Annotated in this window: 18 protein-coding genes and 6 pseudogenes; 12 read left to right on the top strand and 12 right to left on the bottom strand. The window is 68.5% G+C overall.

Going from position 1 to position 13,963, the window contains the following annotated elements:
- Positions 1–30 precede the first annotated feature (30 nt).
- Positions 31–159, top strand: a pseudogene (locus BMG523DRAFT_RS26755) (ISAs1 family transposase); the annotation flags it as partial.
- A 371-nt stretch (positions 160–530) separates the two neighbouring features.
- A complete protein-coding gene (locus BMG523DRAFT_RS20105) occupies positions 531–1,082 on the top strand; it encodes a group II intron maturase-specific domain-containing protein (RefSeq protein ID WP_011436952.1) in 552 nt (183 codons plus the stop codon).
- A 139-nt stretch (positions 1,083–1,221) separates the two neighbouring features.
- Here BMG523DRAFT_RS20105 and BMG523DRAFT_RS25745 read toward each other — a convergent pair whose 3' ends face one another.
- Positions 1,222–1,359 (bottom strand): hypothetical protein, encoded by a 138-nt coding sequence (locus BMG523DRAFT_RS25745; protein ID WP_023842113.1) that lies wholly within the window; start codon positions 1,357–1,359, stop codon positions 1,222–1,224.
- A gap of 193 nt (positions 1,360–1,552) precedes the next feature.
- On the opposite strand from BMG523DRAFT_RS25745, the gene BMG523DRAFT_RS20100 reads away from it, so the two are divergent.
- Both BMG523DRAFT_RS20100 and BMG523DRAFT_RS20095 read left to right on the top strand, forming a co-directional pair.
- Positions 1,553–1,810, top strand: a complete 258-nt coding sequence (locus BMG523DRAFT_RS20100) for a type II toxin-antitoxin system Phd/YefM family antitoxin (RefSeq protein ID WP_011436953.1) — start codon at positions 1,553–1,555, stop codon at positions 1,808–1,810.
- The gene (locus BMG523DRAFT_RS20095) at positions 1,807–2,067 is read left to right on the top strand and encodes a Txe/YoeB family addiction module toxin (RefSeq protein WP_011436954.1); all 261 of its coding nucleotides are present in this window, start codon (positions 1,807–1,809) and stop codon (positions 2,065–2,067) included. Before BMG523DRAFT_RS20100 ends, BMG523DRAFT_RS20095 begins: the two co-directional genes overlap by 4 nt.
- A gap of 177 nt (positions 2,068–2,244) precedes the next feature.
- Here the strand turns inward: BMG523DRAFT_RS20095 and BMG523DRAFT_RS25480 are convergent, their stop codons facing one another.
- Both BMG523DRAFT_RS25480 and BMG523DRAFT_RS26750 read right to left on the bottom strand, forming a co-directional pair.
- On the bottom strand, positions 2,245–2,388 hold the full coding sequence (locus BMG523DRAFT_RS25480) for a hypothetical protein (protein WP_023842114.1): 144 nt from the start codon (positions 2,386–2,388) through the stop codon (positions 2,245–2,247).
- Positions 2,389–2,459: 71 nt separating this feature from the next.
- Positions 2,460–2,558: pseudogene (locus BMG523DRAFT_RS26750) on the bottom strand (Fe-S cluster assembly protein HesB); the annotation flags it as partial.
- A 673-nt stretch (positions 2,559–3,231) separates the two neighbouring features.
- Here BMG523DRAFT_RS26750 and BMG523DRAFT_RS26745 point away from each other — a divergent pair.
- The 3 genes and pseudogenes from BMG523DRAFT_RS26745 (at position 3,232) to BMG523DRAFT_RS20080 (ending at position 5,653) form a co-directional block, all read left to right on the top strand.
- Positions 3,232–4,207: pseudogene (locus BMG523DRAFT_RS26745) on the top strand (GlxA family transcriptional regulator).
- The gene (locus tag BMG523DRAFT_RS20085) at positions 4,207–4,842 is read left to right on the top strand and encodes a DJ-1/PfpI family protein (protein WP_043591977.1); all 636 of its coding nucleotides are present in this window, start codon (positions 4,207–4,209) and stop codon (positions 4,840–4,842) included. Before BMG523DRAFT_RS26745 ends, BMG523DRAFT_RS20085 begins: the two are co-directional and overlap by 1 nt.
- 172 nt (positions 4,843–5,014) lie before the next feature.
- On the top strand, positions 5,015–5,653 hold the full coding sequence (locus BMG523DRAFT_RS20080; RefSeq protein ID WP_043591976.1) for a DUF2867 domain-containing protein: 639 nt from the start codon (positions 5,015–5,017) through the stop codon (positions 5,651–5,653).
- A gap of 339 nt (positions 5,654–5,992) precedes the next feature.
- On the opposite strand, the gene BMG523DRAFT_RS20075 is transcribed toward BMG523DRAFT_RS20080, so the two are convergent.
- Positions 5,993–6,772, bottom strand: coding sequence for an NAD(P)H-dependent oxidoreductase (locus tag BMG523DRAFT_RS20075; RefSeq protein WP_035913253.1), 780 nt, complete (start codon positions 6,770–6,772; stop codon positions 5,993–5,995).
- A 73-nt stretch (positions 6,773–6,845) separates the two neighbouring features.
- On the opposite strand from BMG523DRAFT_RS20075, the pseudogene BMG523DRAFT_RS26740 reads away from it, so the two are divergent.
- Positions 6,846–7,520: pseudogene (locus BMG523DRAFT_RS26740) on the top strand (helix-turn-helix transcriptional regulator); the annotation flags it as partial.
- 366 nt (positions 7,521–7,886) lie between these two features.
- The gene (locus BMG523DRAFT_RS20065; RefSeq protein ID WP_011436960.1) at positions 7,887–8,333 is read left to right on the top strand and encodes a hypothetical protein; all 447 of its coding nucleotides are present in this window, start codon (positions 7,887–7,889) and stop codon (positions 8,331–8,333) included.
- Between the two features lie 4 nt (positions 8,334–8,337).
- Here BMG523DRAFT_RS20065 and BMG523DRAFT_RS20060 read toward each other — a convergent pair.
- Both BMG523DRAFT_RS20060 and BMG523DRAFT_RS20055 read right to left on the bottom strand, forming a co-directional pair.
- Positions 8,338–8,752, bottom strand: a pseudogene (locus BMG523DRAFT_RS20060) (PIN domain-containing protein).
- Positions 8,749–8,985: an AbrB/MazE/SpoVT family DNA-binding domain-containing protein gene (locus BMG523DRAFT_RS20055; RefSeq protein WP_035734508.1), complete on the bottom strand. Its 237-nt coding sequence runs from the start codon at positions 8,983–8,985 to the stop codon at positions 8,749–8,751. Before BMG523DRAFT_RS20055 ends, BMG523DRAFT_RS20060 begins: the two are co-directional and overlap by 4 nt.
- A gap of 169 nt (positions 8,986–9,154) precedes the next feature.
- On the opposite strand from BMG523DRAFT_RS20055, the gene BMG523DRAFT_RS20050 reads away from it, so the two are divergent.
- The 3 genes from BMG523DRAFT_RS20050 to BMG523DRAFT_RS20040 all read left to right on the top strand — a co-directional run bounded on the left by BMG523DRAFT_RS20050 (position 9,155) and on the right by BMG523DRAFT_RS20040 (position 10,873).
- The gene (locus BMG523DRAFT_RS20050; RefSeq protein WP_023842120.1) at positions 9,155–9,955 is read left to right on the top strand and encodes a phytanoyl-CoA dioxygenase family protein; all 801 of its coding nucleotides are present in this window, start codon (positions 9,155–9,157) and stop codon (positions 9,953–9,955) included.
- Between the two features lie 66 nt (positions 9,956–10,021).
- A complete protein-coding gene (locus BMG523DRAFT_RS20045; protein WP_011436964.1) occupies positions 10,022–10,528 on the top strand; it encodes an alpha/beta hydrolase fold domain-containing protein in 507 nt (168 codons plus the stop codon).
- 102 nt (positions 10,529–10,630) lie between these two features.
- Positions 10,631–10,873, top strand: a complete 243-nt coding sequence (locus BMG523DRAFT_RS20040) for a hypothetical protein (RefSeq protein WP_023842121.1) — start codon at positions 10,631–10,633, stop codon at positions 10,871–10,873.
- Here the strand turns inward: BMG523DRAFT_RS20040 and BMG523DRAFT_RS23630 are convergent.
- The 6 genes and pseudogenes from BMG523DRAFT_RS23630 to BMG523DRAFT_RS20020 all read right to left on the bottom strand — a co-directional run.
- On the bottom strand, positions 10,812–11,411 hold the full coding sequence (locus BMG523DRAFT_RS23630) for an NYN domain-containing protein (protein WP_011436965.1): 600 nt from the start codon (positions 11,409–11,411) through the stop codon (positions 10,812–10,814). The two genes, BMG523DRAFT_RS20040 and BMG523DRAFT_RS23630, sit on opposite strands and share 62 nt — an antisense overlap.
- 43 nt (positions 11,412–11,454) lie before the next feature.
- On the bottom strand, positions 11,455–11,667 hold the full coding sequence (locus BMG523DRAFT_RS20035; RefSeq protein WP_049760921.1) for a GNAT family N-acetyltransferase: 213 nt from the start codon (positions 11,665–11,667) through the stop codon (positions 11,455–11,457).
- A 172-nt stretch (positions 11,668–11,839) separates the two neighbouring features.
- A complete protein-coding gene (locus BMG523DRAFT_RS20030) occupies positions 11,840–12,322 on the bottom strand; it encodes a hypothetical protein (protein WP_011436966.1) in 483 nt (160 codons plus the stop codon).
- Positions 12,319–12,630, bottom strand: a complete 312-nt coding sequence (locus BMG523DRAFT_RS20025; RefSeq protein ID WP_011436967.1) for a hypothetical protein — start codon at positions 12,628–12,630, stop codon at positions 12,319–12,321. Before BMG523DRAFT_RS20025 ends, BMG523DRAFT_RS20030 begins: the two co-directional genes overlap by 4 nt.
- A gap of 134 nt (positions 12,631–12,764) precedes the next feature.
- A pseudogene (locus BMG523DRAFT_RS27520) lies at positions 12,765–12,860 on the bottom strand (Fe-S cluster assembly protein HesB); the annotation flags it as partial.
- 61 nt (positions 12,861–12,921) lie between these two features.
- Positions 12,922–13,963 (bottom strand): recombinase family protein (locus BMG523DRAFT_RS20020; RefSeq protein ID WP_043591634.1); only part of this gene is annotated, 1,042 nt, incomplete at its 5' end.

Below are 13,963 nucleotides of genomic sequence, written 5' to 3'. Positions count from 1 at the left end.
GTTCGCTACGAGCTCGCGCCGGTCCTGGCGTTGTGGGTCGCGGGCAACATCGCAGGTCACGACACCACCGTGGCGGTGTGGGAGTGGGCCTGCGCCCTCCNGGTCGGGGTGCTGGCCGGCCTCGGGTTCCCTCGTCGGGTGCCGTCGGAGCGCACGATCCGGCGGATCGTGGAGGAAGGCCCGCCCGGGCAGTTGGACCAGGCGCTGTCGGGCTGGACCGCCGCGGTCGCGCCCGGGCCCGCGGACCCGGGCGGCCTGGTAGCGGTGGCCTTTGACGGGAAGGTGATGAAGGGCGCCCGTTCCCGCCCGCCACAGGGGTCGGTGCGCCAGGAGGCGGTCGTCGAGGCCGTCCGCCACGACACCGGGACCGCGCTCGGGCATCAACGGGTCGTGGCCGGCGACGAGATCGCCTCGGTACGGACGCTGGTCAACCGGGTGTGTGACCACAACACGCTGGTCACGACCGGCTGCCTGCACGCACACGAACCCTTGGCCCGGGCGTCCCGTTCGAGCGCTACGCCGACGACGCAGTGCTCCACTGCGCCAGCGAACGCCAGGCCCACCAGGTGCGCCAGGCGGTCGAGGACAGGATGGCCGAGGTCGGGCTGCGTCTGCACCCGACCAAGACCAGGATCGTGTACTGCAAGGACGCCAACCGGCGGCTCGGCCACGAGCACACCGCGTTCACGTTCCTCGGGTACACCTTCCGTGCCCGCGCGGCACGCGGCAGGAACGGCCGGCTCTTCGCCTCGTTCCAGCCCGCGATCAGCAGGCAGGCCCTGACCGCGCTCGGTAGGCAGGTCCGTCACTGGCGCCTACACCGCCGCAGCAACGTCACGCTCGCGGACCTCGCCCGGACGATCAACCCGATCGTCCGAGGTTGGATGGCGTACTACGGGGCGTTCTACCGCTCCGCGCTGTCCGTTCTCCTCACGCGCATCAACTCCTACCTGGTGCGTTGGATCCGCAAGAAGTACAAGCGGCTACGACCCATGAGAAAGGCGTCAGCCGCCTGGCAACGGGCAGTCACGGGCTCTCCGGGTCTGTTCGCGCACTGGCGGTGGGTTCCGACCTTCCGGTGACCAGGATGACAGGAGCCGTGTGACGGGAGACCGTCACGCACGGTTCTGCGAGAGCCGGGAGGTGAAACCCCTCCCGGCTACTCGACCCTGATAGCTCGCGTCCCCCGCCACGCAACGGATCAACCATGACGATGAGTATCTATGCGGGCACGTATAGTGAGATTCCACTCCATCTTTCCGATACCGGCTGGCCCAGAACCATAGCGATGAGGAGCGCCAGCGGATCCTTGGTCAGCAGCTCGTCGGCCTCGCCGATCTGGCTCAGGTGCAGTCCCACCACACCACCGTAGCCGACCGTGTTCGGGGACTGGCGACGCTGGTCAACTCGTCAGGCGGCTCCGTGTCCCTCACTACTGGACGCTACCGGTCCCTACGCGACGCCAGTTTGACCCCCCGCTGCACGGCCAGCTGACGAGCACCCAGGGATGGTACCGTATTTGGTACGACTGGACGCTCAGGGAGGTGCCGGCATGGTCGCGGCGATCAGTGCCAGCGAGGCGCGCAAGACACTGTTCCCACTTCTCGAACAGGTCAACGCCGATCACACACCGGTAGAGATCGTCTCGAAGAGGGGGAACGCGGTCCTGGTGAGCAAGGAGGACTGGGACGCGATCGTGGAGACCAACTACCTGCTGCGCACGCCTGCCAACGCCCGCCGGCTGATGGAGAGCGTCGAGCAGTGGCGTTCAGGCGGCGCGGTCGAGCGTTCCCCGGATCCTGACGGGTGAAGCTGACCTGGACCGACCATGCCTGGGACGACTACCTGTACTGGCAGAGCCAGGACCGCAAAACTCTCAAGCGCATCAACGCCCTGATCGCGGACATCAAACGCGATCCAGATGGGCAGGGCATCGGCAAACCGGAAGTGCTGCGCAACAACCTCGCCGGGCTGCGCTCCCGGCGAATCGACGACGAGCACCGCCTGATCTATGCGATTGAGCCCAGCCAGATCACAATCATCTCCTGCCGCTACCACTATCAGTAGTCGAGGCTGCCGTGAGCAGCTCTGAGCGACTGCGGCCGTAGTCCTGTTCGCTCCGGCAGCCGCAAGCCGGATCATAACCCCGGGTTCTCACTCTAACCGGCCTGCTCGCCCCGGTTCTCCCCCATCACGGGCCGGAACATCTGTCGCCTTGAACAGCGCGGCGAGGCGGTCTGGCGTCTACCGGTTCGGGATCGCATCGACCAGGTTGAAGACGATGCTCGGGTCGCGACCACCGAACAACAGCGAGATCACGACTGCCGCCATCGCCTCGAGGTGGTGAGCCTGCCGAAGATCGCCGACCGGGACAGGCTCGGTGCCCACGGGCACCGCCGTGACCAGTCAGAGCTCGGTTGCTCGGGTGACACGAGTCATTCCGCCGGGCTCGTTCTTTCCGGTGCCCGCTGCTCCAGCACCATCCCGATCAACAGCGCCAACGGATCGTTCGTCAGCAGCTCGTCCGCCTCGTCGATCTGGCTCAGGTGAAGTCCCACCCGAACACCGTAGCCGGCCTGGGAACGGCGGCCGTCGCACCGCCGGCCATATCGCCGTGTGGTTCGCGGTGTCCCGGCGCGCTTCGTAATCGCTGGCTGCGCTGTCAGCCAACACTGCACCAGCGGAGCTGGAGGCAGCGGTACGGGATGTACCGTGCCGCGCACGTCGTCCCCATACTCTGAATGCCGTCATCCAGCAGGCGGCGATGTCTCCGGAGGCGTGACGCTTGCCGCGGGCGGAGCCGCCGGGACGGGCGGGGCGGCTGGGCCCGTCGCCGCGGCAATGACGGCCTGCGGGTCCAGGATCACACCCTGAGCAGCCGCCTTGTAGCCGATCTAGAAAAAAGCCCCGCCAGTCCCGGAGGACGGCGGGGAGAAAGTGACTGACACGCTACCGACGCAGAGTCCTGGGCGTCAGTGGTCCCGGCAGGCCGCGTAGTCGGCCGGCAGCCTTGGTAGCCGAGAGGTACGGCAGGCCAGGTGGACGAGCTGGATCTCGTGGCCGTCTCGGCCGGGTAGGACCGAAGCCCGGCGCCGCGCGCCGCGGCCCTGCCCGCAATGGCGGGACGCGATGGCGGGACGCGATGGCGGGACGCGATGGCGGGACGCGATGGCGGGAAAGGTGGGAACCGCGTCCTTGCCGCCATACTCGAGCCCTGCCAGCCTAATCCGCATGAGGCCGCGCAGCGTGGTCATCGTGCTTTACGACGACGTCCAGAGCCTGGATGTGACCGGCCCGCTGGAGGTGTTCGCCGGGGCGGACGCCGCCACGGAACGGCCAGGTGCGTACCGGATCATGACCGCCGGGCCTGGTGGCCACCCGGTGCGCACATGCAGTGGGTTGCGGCTGCTACCCGACGCCGACATCGACCACGTCGGACCAGCTCACACACTGCTGGTGCCCGGCGGGCCGGGTACGGCCGCCCCCGACCCGGAGCTGGTGCGCCGCATCGGCGAGTTGGCGGCCGAGGCCGATCGTGTGGTCTCCGTCTGCACCGGGGCCTTCCTGCTCGCCGAGGCCGGCCTGCTGGCCGGACGTCGCGCCACGACGCACTGGGCACATTGCGCTCGCTCGACGCTTCCCCGACATCCAGGTCGACGCCGAGCCGATCTACGTCCGAGACGGGAACATCGCCGCCTCGGCCGGCGTCACCGCAGGTATCGACCTGGCGTTGGCGCTGGTCGAAGAGGACCTCGGGCGGGACGTCGCGCTGCTGATAGCCCGGCACCTGGTGATGTTCCTGCGCAGGCCGGGTGGGCAGGCACAGCTCAGCGCGCAGCTCGCTGCTCAGGTCGCCGAACGGCCGCAGCTGCGCGAGGTCCAGCACTGGATCGACGAGCACCCCGAAGGCGATCTTTCCGTCGGTTCTCTCGCCCGCCGCGTGACGCTGTCACCCCGTCACTTCACCCGTGCCTTCGCCGCTGAGGTCGGAGTGACGCCGGGGCGGTACGTGGACGGGGTCCGGCTGGAGACGGCCCGCCGACGGCTGGAGGACACCGACGAGGGAATCGAGCAGATCGCCCGGTCGTGCGGATACGGCACCGCTGAGGCGATGCGGCGCGCCTTCGTTCGGGTCCTGGGTGTGCCGCCGATGGAATACCGCCGCCAGTTCCGACCTCATCCAAATCCAACCTCCGGAGGATACTGATGCAGATCGCGATCATGCTGTATGACCGTTTCACCGGCCTGGACGCCATCGGCCCGTACGAGATCCTCGCCCGCATTCCCGGGGCCGAGGTGATCTTCGCAGCCGCCCGGCCCGGCCCGGTCCGGGCCGACACGGCCAGCCTGACCGTCGTCGCCGATGCCGCGCTCTCCGAGGTCACCGCCCCCGACGTGCTCCTGGTGCCAGGTGGTCCCGGAGCCGCCGACCTCCTGGCTGACCAGCCGACCCTCGACTGGCTGCGCGGCGTTGACGCGGCGGCCACCTGGACGGCCTCGGTCTGCTCCGGCTCGCTCCTGCTGGCCGCCGCGGGCCTGCTCACCGGTCGCCGCGCCACCTCACACTGGATCTGCCTTGATCATCTAACGACGTTCGGTGCCATCGCCACCGCCGAACGAGTCGTCATCGACGGGAAGTACGCCACCGCGGCCGGTGTCTCGGCCGGCATCGATCTCGCCCTGCACCTGACCGGACGCATGGTGGGCGACGACATCGCCGAATCCATCCAGCTCGTTGTCGAATACGATCCCCAACCGCCGTATGCGGCCGGCTCGATCGCCACCGCGCCCGCGGCTCGAGTCGCCGCCCTGCGCGCGAGCGGCCTCGCCGTCAGCGCCTGATCTGTACAGGTCGCTTCACTGACCACTGTTCACCGACACGGCCAACGTTCCACCTGCACGGCAGCGGACGTCCCGTCGGGCGCGAGGTGGAGGAGAAATACTGTTTCTCGCGGCCCGCGCCGTCGCGGGCGTGCTCGGGCTTCCCGCGCCCCCAAGGACCCGGAGGACGAGAATGACAAAGACGAGGACGAAAAGGAAGCTCCCGAAGACCGCGCACACATCCCGGCCCTGGCGAGTTCACGACATCACGCCTGACTTCCGCATCGAGGACGTCTGGGCCCTGCCCACACCAGGCACCGCGCAGGACTTCCCGAGGCTGGTGCGGCTGATCGCCGAGGGCGACACGGGGGACAACCCGTCATGGGTCGCCCGGCTGCTGTTCAGGATCCGCTGGCGCCTCGGAGCCTGGCTCGGCTGGGACGATCCCGACTCGGGTATCGCCATCCGGGTGCCGACGCTGCGTGAACGCCTACCAGCCGACCTGCGCGACGCACCAGCCGGACCCGCGTTCGAGACCCTCCCGTTCCGGTCAGTCTTTCTGACGGACAACGAATGGGCCGCGGAGATAGTCAACCGCACGGTTCACGGAGTGCTGCACGTCGGCTGGATCCCGGACGACGACGCCGGCCGTCAGCCGGCTGGCCACCGAGGCCAGATGACCGTGCTGGTGAAACCGAACGGCCTGCTCGGACGGGTCTACATGGCGGCGATCACGCCGTTTCGCCTGCTGATCGTCTACCCGCCGCTGCTGCGAGGCATCGGAAAGGACTGGCACGAGAGCACCCCCCGCAACCCGCCCGCAGACGCCTGAAGGACGCTCTCCACTCCATCTTTCCGATACCCGCTGTCCAGCACCATCCCGATCAGCAGCGCCAACGGCTCGTTCGTCAGCAACTCGTCAGCTTCGTCGATCTGGCTCAGGTGCAGTCCCACAGGTCAACGGTAGCCGACCGCTTCACGGCGGCAACCGCGACGCCGGTCAGATCGCGGGGACGGCTGCGAGCTCACCGTCGAGTCGTCGCCCCTGACGATCCGCCGCTGTGATGGCCCATCCCACGCGACGGCAACCCGCCCCTCCCCGAGCAGCGGCGGAGGCCCCCGATCATGGTGAACGTCAACGATCTCGCGATCAGCAGCCCGCGCCCGGAGGTCAACTGCGCACGTGCAGCCCGAAACCCGTGCGGCCCGCGGGCTCCAGTCCCTTCTTCAGGTGCAGCGAGGGGATCTCGTAGTCACCGAAGTTCTGTGGTCGGAACGCGATCGGCTCGGTCGACTCCAGGGTGAGCAGGCGCTGCTCCCAGGCTTTGGCGACGTTCGGGTAGTCCTCGCCGGTCATCTGGTCGGTGCCGTACAGCACGAACGGCGGCAGTACCTCGATGCCCGGGTAGTAGAGGATGCCGTGGTGGATCGGGAACAGAAGATCGTCGATGGGGCCGTTGATCCCGCGCGCGGCGTAGTGCGCCTCGGGCCCGCCGGCGGTCACCGACAGCAGGGCCTTCCTTCCCGCGAGGGTGCCTTCGCCGAAGCGCTCGCCGTATTTGGTGTCGCTGTGCTCGCCGACGCCGTACGCGAAGTGGAAGGTGAACACCCGGTCCACCCAGCCTTTGAGGATCGCGGGCATCGTGTACCACCACAGCGGGAACTGGAAGATGATCGTGTCCGCCCACCACAGTTTCTCCTGCTCGGCGAGGACATCCGGAGTGAGCGTCCCGGCGTCGAAGGCCCGGCCCGAGTCCAGAGCGACCTTCAGCGGGCGTGAGGCGTCGGGACCGTAGTCCGCGGCGTCCACGACCGCCTTCCAGTTCATCGCGTACAGATCGCTCACCCGTACCTCGTGCCCGGCGGTCGCCAAGGTGGACACTGCGAGGTCCTTCAACGAGCCGTCGAGTGACTTCGGCTCCGGATGCGCGTAGACGATCAGCGTCTTCATGGGAACTCCTCGGATCGGGTGCCTCCGATCCTTGGTGCCGCGGCGTCCGGCGTTCAGGGGCGCCCATTCCAGCCGCCGAGTCGAGGGACTGCGCCGCGAAGAGGTCGCGCACCTGCCCGGAGTCAGCGTCGACTACTACGTACGCCTGGAGCAGGGCCGCGCGACCCAGCCCTCCGAGCAGGTCCTCGACGCGCTCGCCCGCGTCCTCGGCCTCGACGAGACCGAACGCGGGCACCTCTACCGACTCGCCCGGCAGCGCCGCCGGCGCGCCAAGGCGCCGGGCGGGCGGATCCGGCCGGAGCTGGCGCGCGTCCTCGACCTGGTCCCCGACACACCCGCACTGATCATGAACCACCAGCTGGACGTGCTCGCGGGGAATCGCCTCGCCGGGCTCCTCTACCGCCGGCCGATGCCCGGCCTGAACACCGCCCGGCACATCTTCCTTGAGGAGGCCGAGCGCGGCCTCTACGCGGACTGGGAGAACTGCACCCTCGACGTCGTCGGGCACCTGCGCCTGGCCGCCGGCAAGTACCCCGAGGACTCCCGCCTGGCCTCGCTCATCGGCGAGCTGGCGATGGGCAGTGAGCGCTTCCGCCGCCTCTGGGCGCGCGCGGACGTGCGCGCCCGCATGCATGGGCGCAAGGCGTACCGGCACCCGCTGGTGGGAACGCTGGAACTGCACCAGGAGAACGTCGCGCTACCGGACGAATCGGGCATGGAACTGCTGGTGCTGTCCGCGGTCCCTGGCTTCACCGCCGCCCGGCGTAAAGCCGGCACCACCGGTCGGGTGATCTGGTTCGGGCAGGTCAGCGCGCAGTCCATCACCGTCGACTTCTTCGACTGGATCGATGGGACCGTCGGCGCGCCGATCGAACAGTTCCACTACGCCGGGACGCCTGCCGAGGACGCCGCGGACCTGCGAACCCTGGTACGGCTCATCCGCCGGGGACACCTGCATCCCGAGATCGGCGTCGTCGAGCCCTGGACACGGACGCCGAATGTCATCGAGGACCTGCGGGCGCGGCGCATCCGACGAAACGCGGTCCTCACCGTCGCCTGACATCGCCCCAGCGCGCAACCCCGTCGCACCATCCCGTTCAAGGAGGCAGTGACCGTGTCCTGGTTTGTCGACGACGCCGACGTCGCCGCGATTGTTACGCTCTGTCGTTCCCGCGCGATCGGAGCGGGCGTCGACCCGCGGGTCCGCGCCGTCGCAACGGTCAGCGGCCCCTATCCAATGCCGACCTGGGAGACGCTGCCGCAGTTCGCCACCGACACGCTGACGATCCGCTGCGGCGGCGCGGACGAGGCACAGCGGGTCGCCGCCGCTCTCGCGTACCCGGATCTGCCGGCATCCGTCCACCAGCCCCTGCTCGTCGTAGCTGGCGGAGCGGACACGTTGCCGACGCCGGACCAGGCCCGCCATGTGGCGGCCACCGCGCCCAGGAGAGAACTGCTGCTCGTGGCAGGCGGCGACCACCTGCTCGGAAACAGACGATGGGCCTGGTTGAACCGCACCGCCGACTGGCTGGCCGACCAGGCAACACCCTCAGGCCGCTGACCGGTCAGCAAACGATAATGACCTTTACTCCGACCGCGTCATAGGTTCCACGTGCCACGTGCGCGTGCATCCCTCGTCGCGAGGGCCAGGTCATGTTCCTTGACGGCCAGAGCCACCAGCCCGTCGTACACGGCGCCCCCAGCGATGCCAAGGCGGCTCAACGTCGTGTGAACCTTCTGGGCGTGTGAGCCGCTCAGAGCACACGGTGCCGTAAACCGCGCGTCGAGCAGGCGCGCGGCATCCGGCCCCGACAGTCTTGCGTCGCCCGGCAGTCTGGTGAGCACCGAGTAGGTCTCCGCCAAAGCATGCCCACTCAGCGTGAGCTCCCGCCCGTCCCACCATCGCACCACGTCCACGTGATGCGTATGCGAGCGCACCACGAGGGGAACCGCGACACTCGTGTCGACCGCGGTAGTCATCTGCGACCCGCGTCGATGAGGCCGAACAGGATCTCGTCATCAACAACCGTGTCGCCGGCCGCCACGAGCACGCCGTTCTCCTCCACGAGGCGCGCGGTCCTGCCGGCTGGCACGACCTGCACACCAGCGCCGTACGGCGAGATGTCCACCTTCGTACCCGGGAGCAGGCCCAGCGCGTCGCGGATGAACTTGGGCAGCACGATCCGACCTGCTTGATCGACGACAGCTTCCATGGGAAGGCGATACCAGTTCGATCCCATCACCATGCCTCGCAAGCCGCCGGTCCGCTGGTCGGGCAACCGTGCGGTCGACGTCGTCCCGGCCCGTGGGCCTCCTCCGCCGCACCCCGCGAAAACCATTTGAGTGATCGTCCCAAGTCGACGACGATCTGAGGCCGAGGTGATGGCCGCGGTGTCGACGCTGACCGACGAAGAGGTCCAGACATTCATCGACGAGGGCTTCGTACACGTCCGACGGGCGTTCCCGAGGGCCCTGGCAGACGCATGCCGTTCGATCCTGTGGCGCATGACCGGACTCGATCCCGCCGACCCGGCGAGCTGGACCCGTCCCGTCATCCGGATCGACGGAAGCGGAGAGGAGCCCTTCCGGCAGGCCGCCAACACACCACGGCTGCGCGCCGCGCTCGATCAGCTGGTCGGACCCGGTCGGTGGCGGCCACGCACCGGTCTGGGCACGTTCCCCATCCGCTTCCCGCACCCCGACGACCCCGGTGACGCCGGCTGGCACATGGACGGCTCCTACCTGCCGGACGGCGAAACGTGGTTCTGGCTGAACATCAGATCCCGCGGCCGAGCTCTGCTGATGCTGTTCCTGTTCTCCGACGTCGGCCCCGACGACGCACCAACCCGCATCAAGGCCGGATCACACCTCGACGTGCCGCCGTTTCTGGCACCCGCGGGCGAACGCGGCCGCAACGGACTGGAGCTGTGCGGACAGCTGGACGAGGCAGGCAAGCTCGACAGCCCCGACCGCCCGTTGGTCCTCGCGACCGGGCAGGCCGGCGACGTCTACCTCTGCCACCCGTTCCTCATCCACGCCGCGCAACGACACCGCGGGTCCGTTCCACGCTTCCTCGCCCAGCCGCCGCTGGACCCGGAGGGCCCCCTCGACCTGAATCGCGCCGACGACTCCTACTCCCCGGTCGAACTCGCCGTCCGCCAAGGGCTGGGTGCTGCCGAATAGGGTCCCAGACACTCGGAGTCGCCCCTCGGGTAGGTCGTCCCAGGCCAGGCGACGCCACGCCGGCCGATGTCGTCATCGCGGGCGACTCCGCCGGGCGGAGGCCTCGTTCTCAGCCTGCTGCACCGGCTACGTGATCACGGTGACAAGCTACCAGCTGCGGGGGTGCTCATCTCTCCCCTACTCGATCTCACCGGGTCCGGCGCCTCGTTCCAGGAGCGGGCCGATCAGGATCCAATCTTCAGCCCCGACCTCATCCGCGGCGTCGCGGAGACCTATCTGGGCGGCGCCGACCCCCGCGATCCCGCGGCGTCGCCGCTCTTCGCCTCCCAAGCGTGCCTCCCGCCACTGCTCATACAGACCGGGGGCGCCGAGATACTCCTCAGCGACTCCGAGCGTCTCGCCGCCGCGACCGCGGCCGGTACCGATGTCGTCCTGGACGTCGCCGACGAACTGCCTCACGTGTACCACGGCGCCGTTGACACCCCCGAGTCCATTGCCGCCGTCAGGCAGATCGCCGAGTTCGTTCACCGCGCGGACGAGCATCGTGGGGGCAGACCGTCTTCCACGGCCTGATCGCCCGATCAGTCGGGTCGCGTCTCTTCCGGTGCTGACGACGCGCCGCAAGTCGCGCACCCATGGTCGATCGGGAGAGAGTCGAGGCCCGAAAACGAGTCGATGACAACGACATCGCTGAACATCCCACCCTTCCCGCACCGGCCCGGCATGCACCATCTCGACTTCCGGGTGAAGCTCGTCGGCCACGATCCACGATGGCGGCAGTTCCTGCGGGATCCATGGCTGGACTACGACGCAGTCCGAGATGCGCTGATACCAGCGTCGGCGTACCACGACACGACTACGGTGCCCGGTGCGGGCTCGGCAGTGGCCACCGCGGCCGGCGGTCAACTCGCCGTGTAGTCGGTGTAGTCCCGACAGGCTCCGTAGTCGTCGGCGTCGAGGTAGTGGCACCACGGAAGCTGCGAGTCGGGAAAGCGAAGTCGGCTCGTGCCTTCCAGCTCGCGACCTCCACATGAGCACCAAGATCGCGGACGGGCTCAAGCGCGGGCACGAGGTCCGTGTCGCGGCTGAACAGGACACCGACGTCGTACGCGCCCTCGCAGGCAAGGCGCACGAAATCCACGGCGAATGCGACGTCGATACCTTTTTCCTGCGCGGGCTCGGCCGGCCATGCCTTCGGGTAGCGGAGCTGCCGGCGGACAACGACCACCCGAGGATCACGGGTCCAGCGGTCGGCCTGCCGGTCACTGGCCCTCGCGGCCTCCGGCTGGTGATCGGGGCTGGGACGGCCGCGGTAGACACGGACTGCCGCGAGCTCACCGCCGAGCGGTCGACCATTGACGATCCGCCGCGCCACGCGCACGGAATCAACATGACCATGCTGGCCAGGTGTGCCGGAGGGCAGGAACCTGCTGCGGCAGCAACAACGCGCGGCCATCCGCCTCGGCTCGATGAGCCAACACCCGCGCGGCCTGGTCGAGTCAGGTCAGGTAGATCCGAAACCCGGCGGCGGAATGGGTGAAGCCGACCGCCGCGTAGAAGGCGTGGACTTCCGACCGGTCGTTGCGGGACAGAAGCTGAACCTTGTAGCAGTTGGCGGCGCGAGCGGTATCGAGAACGTGGGTAATAAGCGTCTCGCCGACGCCGCGGGGCGGGTCTGGGCGTCGACGACCATGTTTTCGACGATCGCCCACGGCCGGCTGCCGTGCGTCAGGTTAGCGATGATCACTAGATCGGCGGGCAGCGCGGGCCGGATGCAGAGGCTGCTCATGACACCGATCGTGCAGCCGGCTCGCCGCACCGATCAAGGCCGCTGCTCGGCCGCTCGCAACGACGGAACGTCAGCCCAGAATCGCGAGGAGCGTCTCAGATCGGTTCGACGACGATGTCAGCGCGGTCAAGTGTGGCGGTGTAGGCGCCTATGTCGTCTGGGTCGCTGGTGAGGATCTGGGCCGGACCGTGAAGAGCAGCCGCGATGACGACCAGGGCGTCGATGACGTCCGGCCGCTTCTTCGGGGGAAGACTGGCCTCGGCGAGCATGGCCCCCGCCCGTTTGTACGAGTCGAGGGTGAAGGTTCTCGCGCAGGCGACGCAGCCGGCGGTGCTCGACATGCCGCGCATAGGGGAAGCGCTCTCCCGAGTCTGGGGCACGGTGCAGTCCTTCAGGTACTGGCTGAAGGCATGTACCGTCTTCGGGTCCGGTCGCCACGCCTGGGCAAGGACCGGTCCGATGACGACCGGCCGGTGCGGAGCCGCGCGTAAGCCGTGGTGGAGCAGCCGCGCCGCCGAGCTGTCTCGCAGGAGCGCCACGAGCATCCCGGCGTCATAGACGACAGTACGCGCGATCATGCGACGCTCGCGGCGTCCGATCCAAGCGCGCTGTTCAGGACCCGGCGGACGAGCGCCTGCTCGTCCAGGGTCAGGGCGTCGAACGAAGGCAGGTCCGTCTCAGGGACGCCGCCAGCCTGCTCAAGGGCTGCCTGGTTGCGCGCGTCGAGTGCCGCGAAGGTCGCCGTAGCGGCATCGTCGCGCGCCATCTGCGCGACGGCCGCCGCGATCATGTAAGCGGACACATCCATGCCTGCCGCCTCGGCGTGCATCCTGACCGCGGCCTGGACGTCCGAGGACGTCGAGATCGTGAACCGAATGTTTGGCATGCCGGTATCGTAACACAGCGTATTACGCTGTCGTAGTGATCAGGCCACGGGCCGCGATCAGCCAACGACCGGCGCCCGGGCTGAAGCAGGCGGCCGGCTCTGGGCTCCGCCTACCGGTCGTTCCTTGTTTGTCCGATTTGCCGATCAAGGACCATCCCCACCAGGAGCGCCAACGCATCGGACGTGATGAGGGCGTCCGCCTCTGGATCGCCGGACAGGTGCAGGCCCATGCCCGTCAGGGTATCCACGACGAATACCCCGCCGGACTGGTGCGTCCGGCGGGGTGGGGCGTCAGGGACGCCAGACCACTTCCACCCGTTCGGGGTCGAAGCGGTTCGTTGGGCCGTCAGCCGCCTTCAGTACGACGGCCTCGATGACGGTACTAATGATCTCCCAGCGCTGCTCCAGCTCCAAAGAGGGCCAGCCCTCGGCCAGGTTCGTGACCTTGGGGCCGGTGTGGGCGCGTAGCCACTCGGCCTGCTCCGCCCTCAGGTGCAGGATGGATTGCTCCTGCTCGCGCACACGGGGGAAGACGTACGGGCCGGGCAGCTCGTCCCGGTCATAGGCACCCATGAGTTTCGCGATCTTGGCCTCCGCCTTGGCCAACTCGCCCGCCCTTGGCCACCTGCCCACCTCGGCCTCGACGTCGCGGCCTGCCAGGTAGGCCAGGACCAGCTCGGAGACAAGGTCATCAACATGGCGGCCTGTGACGCCGACCTTGCCGCACCCGCCCGCGGTGACGGCCTTGCAGGCGTAGTGGTGCTTGCCCCACCGCCGGTCGTAGCCGCCCATCAGGTGGCGGCCGCGGAACCCGCAGCAGATGATCCCGGACAGCAGATACTTCCGTCCGCCGATGTGGACGTGCTTGGAAACCCGGCTGGGGTCGCGGAGCTTCGCCACCACCGCCTCCCAGACATCCAGGTCCAGGATGGGCTGCTGCTGGCCCTTGACCGGCTGGCCGTCCGCGTCCACCACGTAGCGCTTCTCCAGCGGGACGGAGGTCGGGCCGTACACCCGGTAGCCGACGATGCGCGGGGACAGGTAGATGTTGCGCAGGACGGGTTTTTGCCACTTCTTGCCCATGGCGCTGGCGATGCCAAGATCGTTCCACTGGCGACAGATGGTGTGGAGGCCAACGCCGGCCAAGATCTGATCCGCCCCCGCGACCAGGAGCGCCGCCGCCGGTTCGTCCTTGGTTTCCTTGTCGGCCAGCCAGCCGAAGGCACGGTTGCCCCCGACGGTAATGCCGGCCTGGGCCATGGCGAGGTGCTTGCGCCGAACCCGCTTGGAGGTGTCCAGGGACTGCCGCGCCTTGAGGGTGACGACGATCCGG

It is taken from the genome of Frankia sp. BMG5.23 (assembly GCF_000685765.2).
Lineage (GTDB): Bacteria > Actinomycetota > Actinomycetes > Frankiales > Frankiaceae > Frankia > Frankia casuarinae.
This window is presented reverse-complemented; position numbering and strand designations above follow the sequence as displayed.

What these genes read in the sequence shown, in the direction of transcription:
- BMG523DRAFT_RS20040 (WP_023842121.1), top strand. Translation starts at nt 10,631, where the DNA reads ATGACAACGACATCGCTGAACATCCCACCCTTCCCGCACCGGCCCGGC.
- BMG523DRAFT_RS23630 (WP_011436965.1), bottom strand. Translation starts at nt 11,411, where the DNA reads ATGGCCGCGCGTTGTTGCTGCCGCAGCAGGTTCCTGCCCTCCGGCACA.
- BMG523DRAFT_RS20055 (WP_035734508.1), bottom strand. Translation starts at nt 8,985, where the DNA reads ATGGAAGCTGTCGTCGATCAAGCAGGTCGGATCGTGCTGCCCAAGTTC.
- BMG523DRAFT_RS20085 (WP_043591977.1), top strand. Translation starts at nt 4,207, where the DNA reads ATGCAGATCGCGATCATGCTGTATGACCGTTTCACCGGCCTGGACGCC.
- BMG523DRAFT_RS20075 (WP_035913253.1), bottom strand. Translation starts at nt 6,772, where the DNA reads ATGAAGACGCTGATCGTCTACGCGCATCCGGAGCCGAAGTCACTCGAC.
- BMG523DRAFT_RS20025 (WP_011436967.1), bottom strand. Translation starts at nt 12,630, where the DNA reads ATGCCAAACATTCGGTTCACGATCTCGACGTCCTCGGACGTCCAGGCC.
- BMG523DRAFT_RS20045 (WP_011436964.1), top strand. Translation starts at nt 10,022, where the DNA reads ATGTCGTCATCGCGGGCGACTCCGCCGGGCGGAGGCCTCGTTCTCAGC.
- BMG523DRAFT_RS20030 (WP_011436966.1), bottom strand. Translation starts at nt 12,322, where the DNA reads ATGATCGCGCGTACTGTCGTCTATGACGCCGGGATGCTCGTGGCGCTC.
- BMG523DRAFT_RS20050 (WP_023842120.1), top strand. Translation starts at nt 9,155, where the DNA reads ATGGCCGCGGTGTCGACGCTGACCGACGAAGAGGTCCAGACATTCATC.
- BMG523DRAFT_RS20100 (WP_011436953.1), top strand. Translation starts at nt 1,553, where the DNA reads ATGGTCGCGGCGATCAGTGCCAGCGAGGCGCGCAAGACACTGTTCCCA.
- BMG523DRAFT_RS20080 (WP_043591976.1), top strand. Translation starts at nt 5,015, where the DNA reads ATGACAAAGACGAGGACGAAAAGGAAGCTCCCGAAGACCGCGCACACA.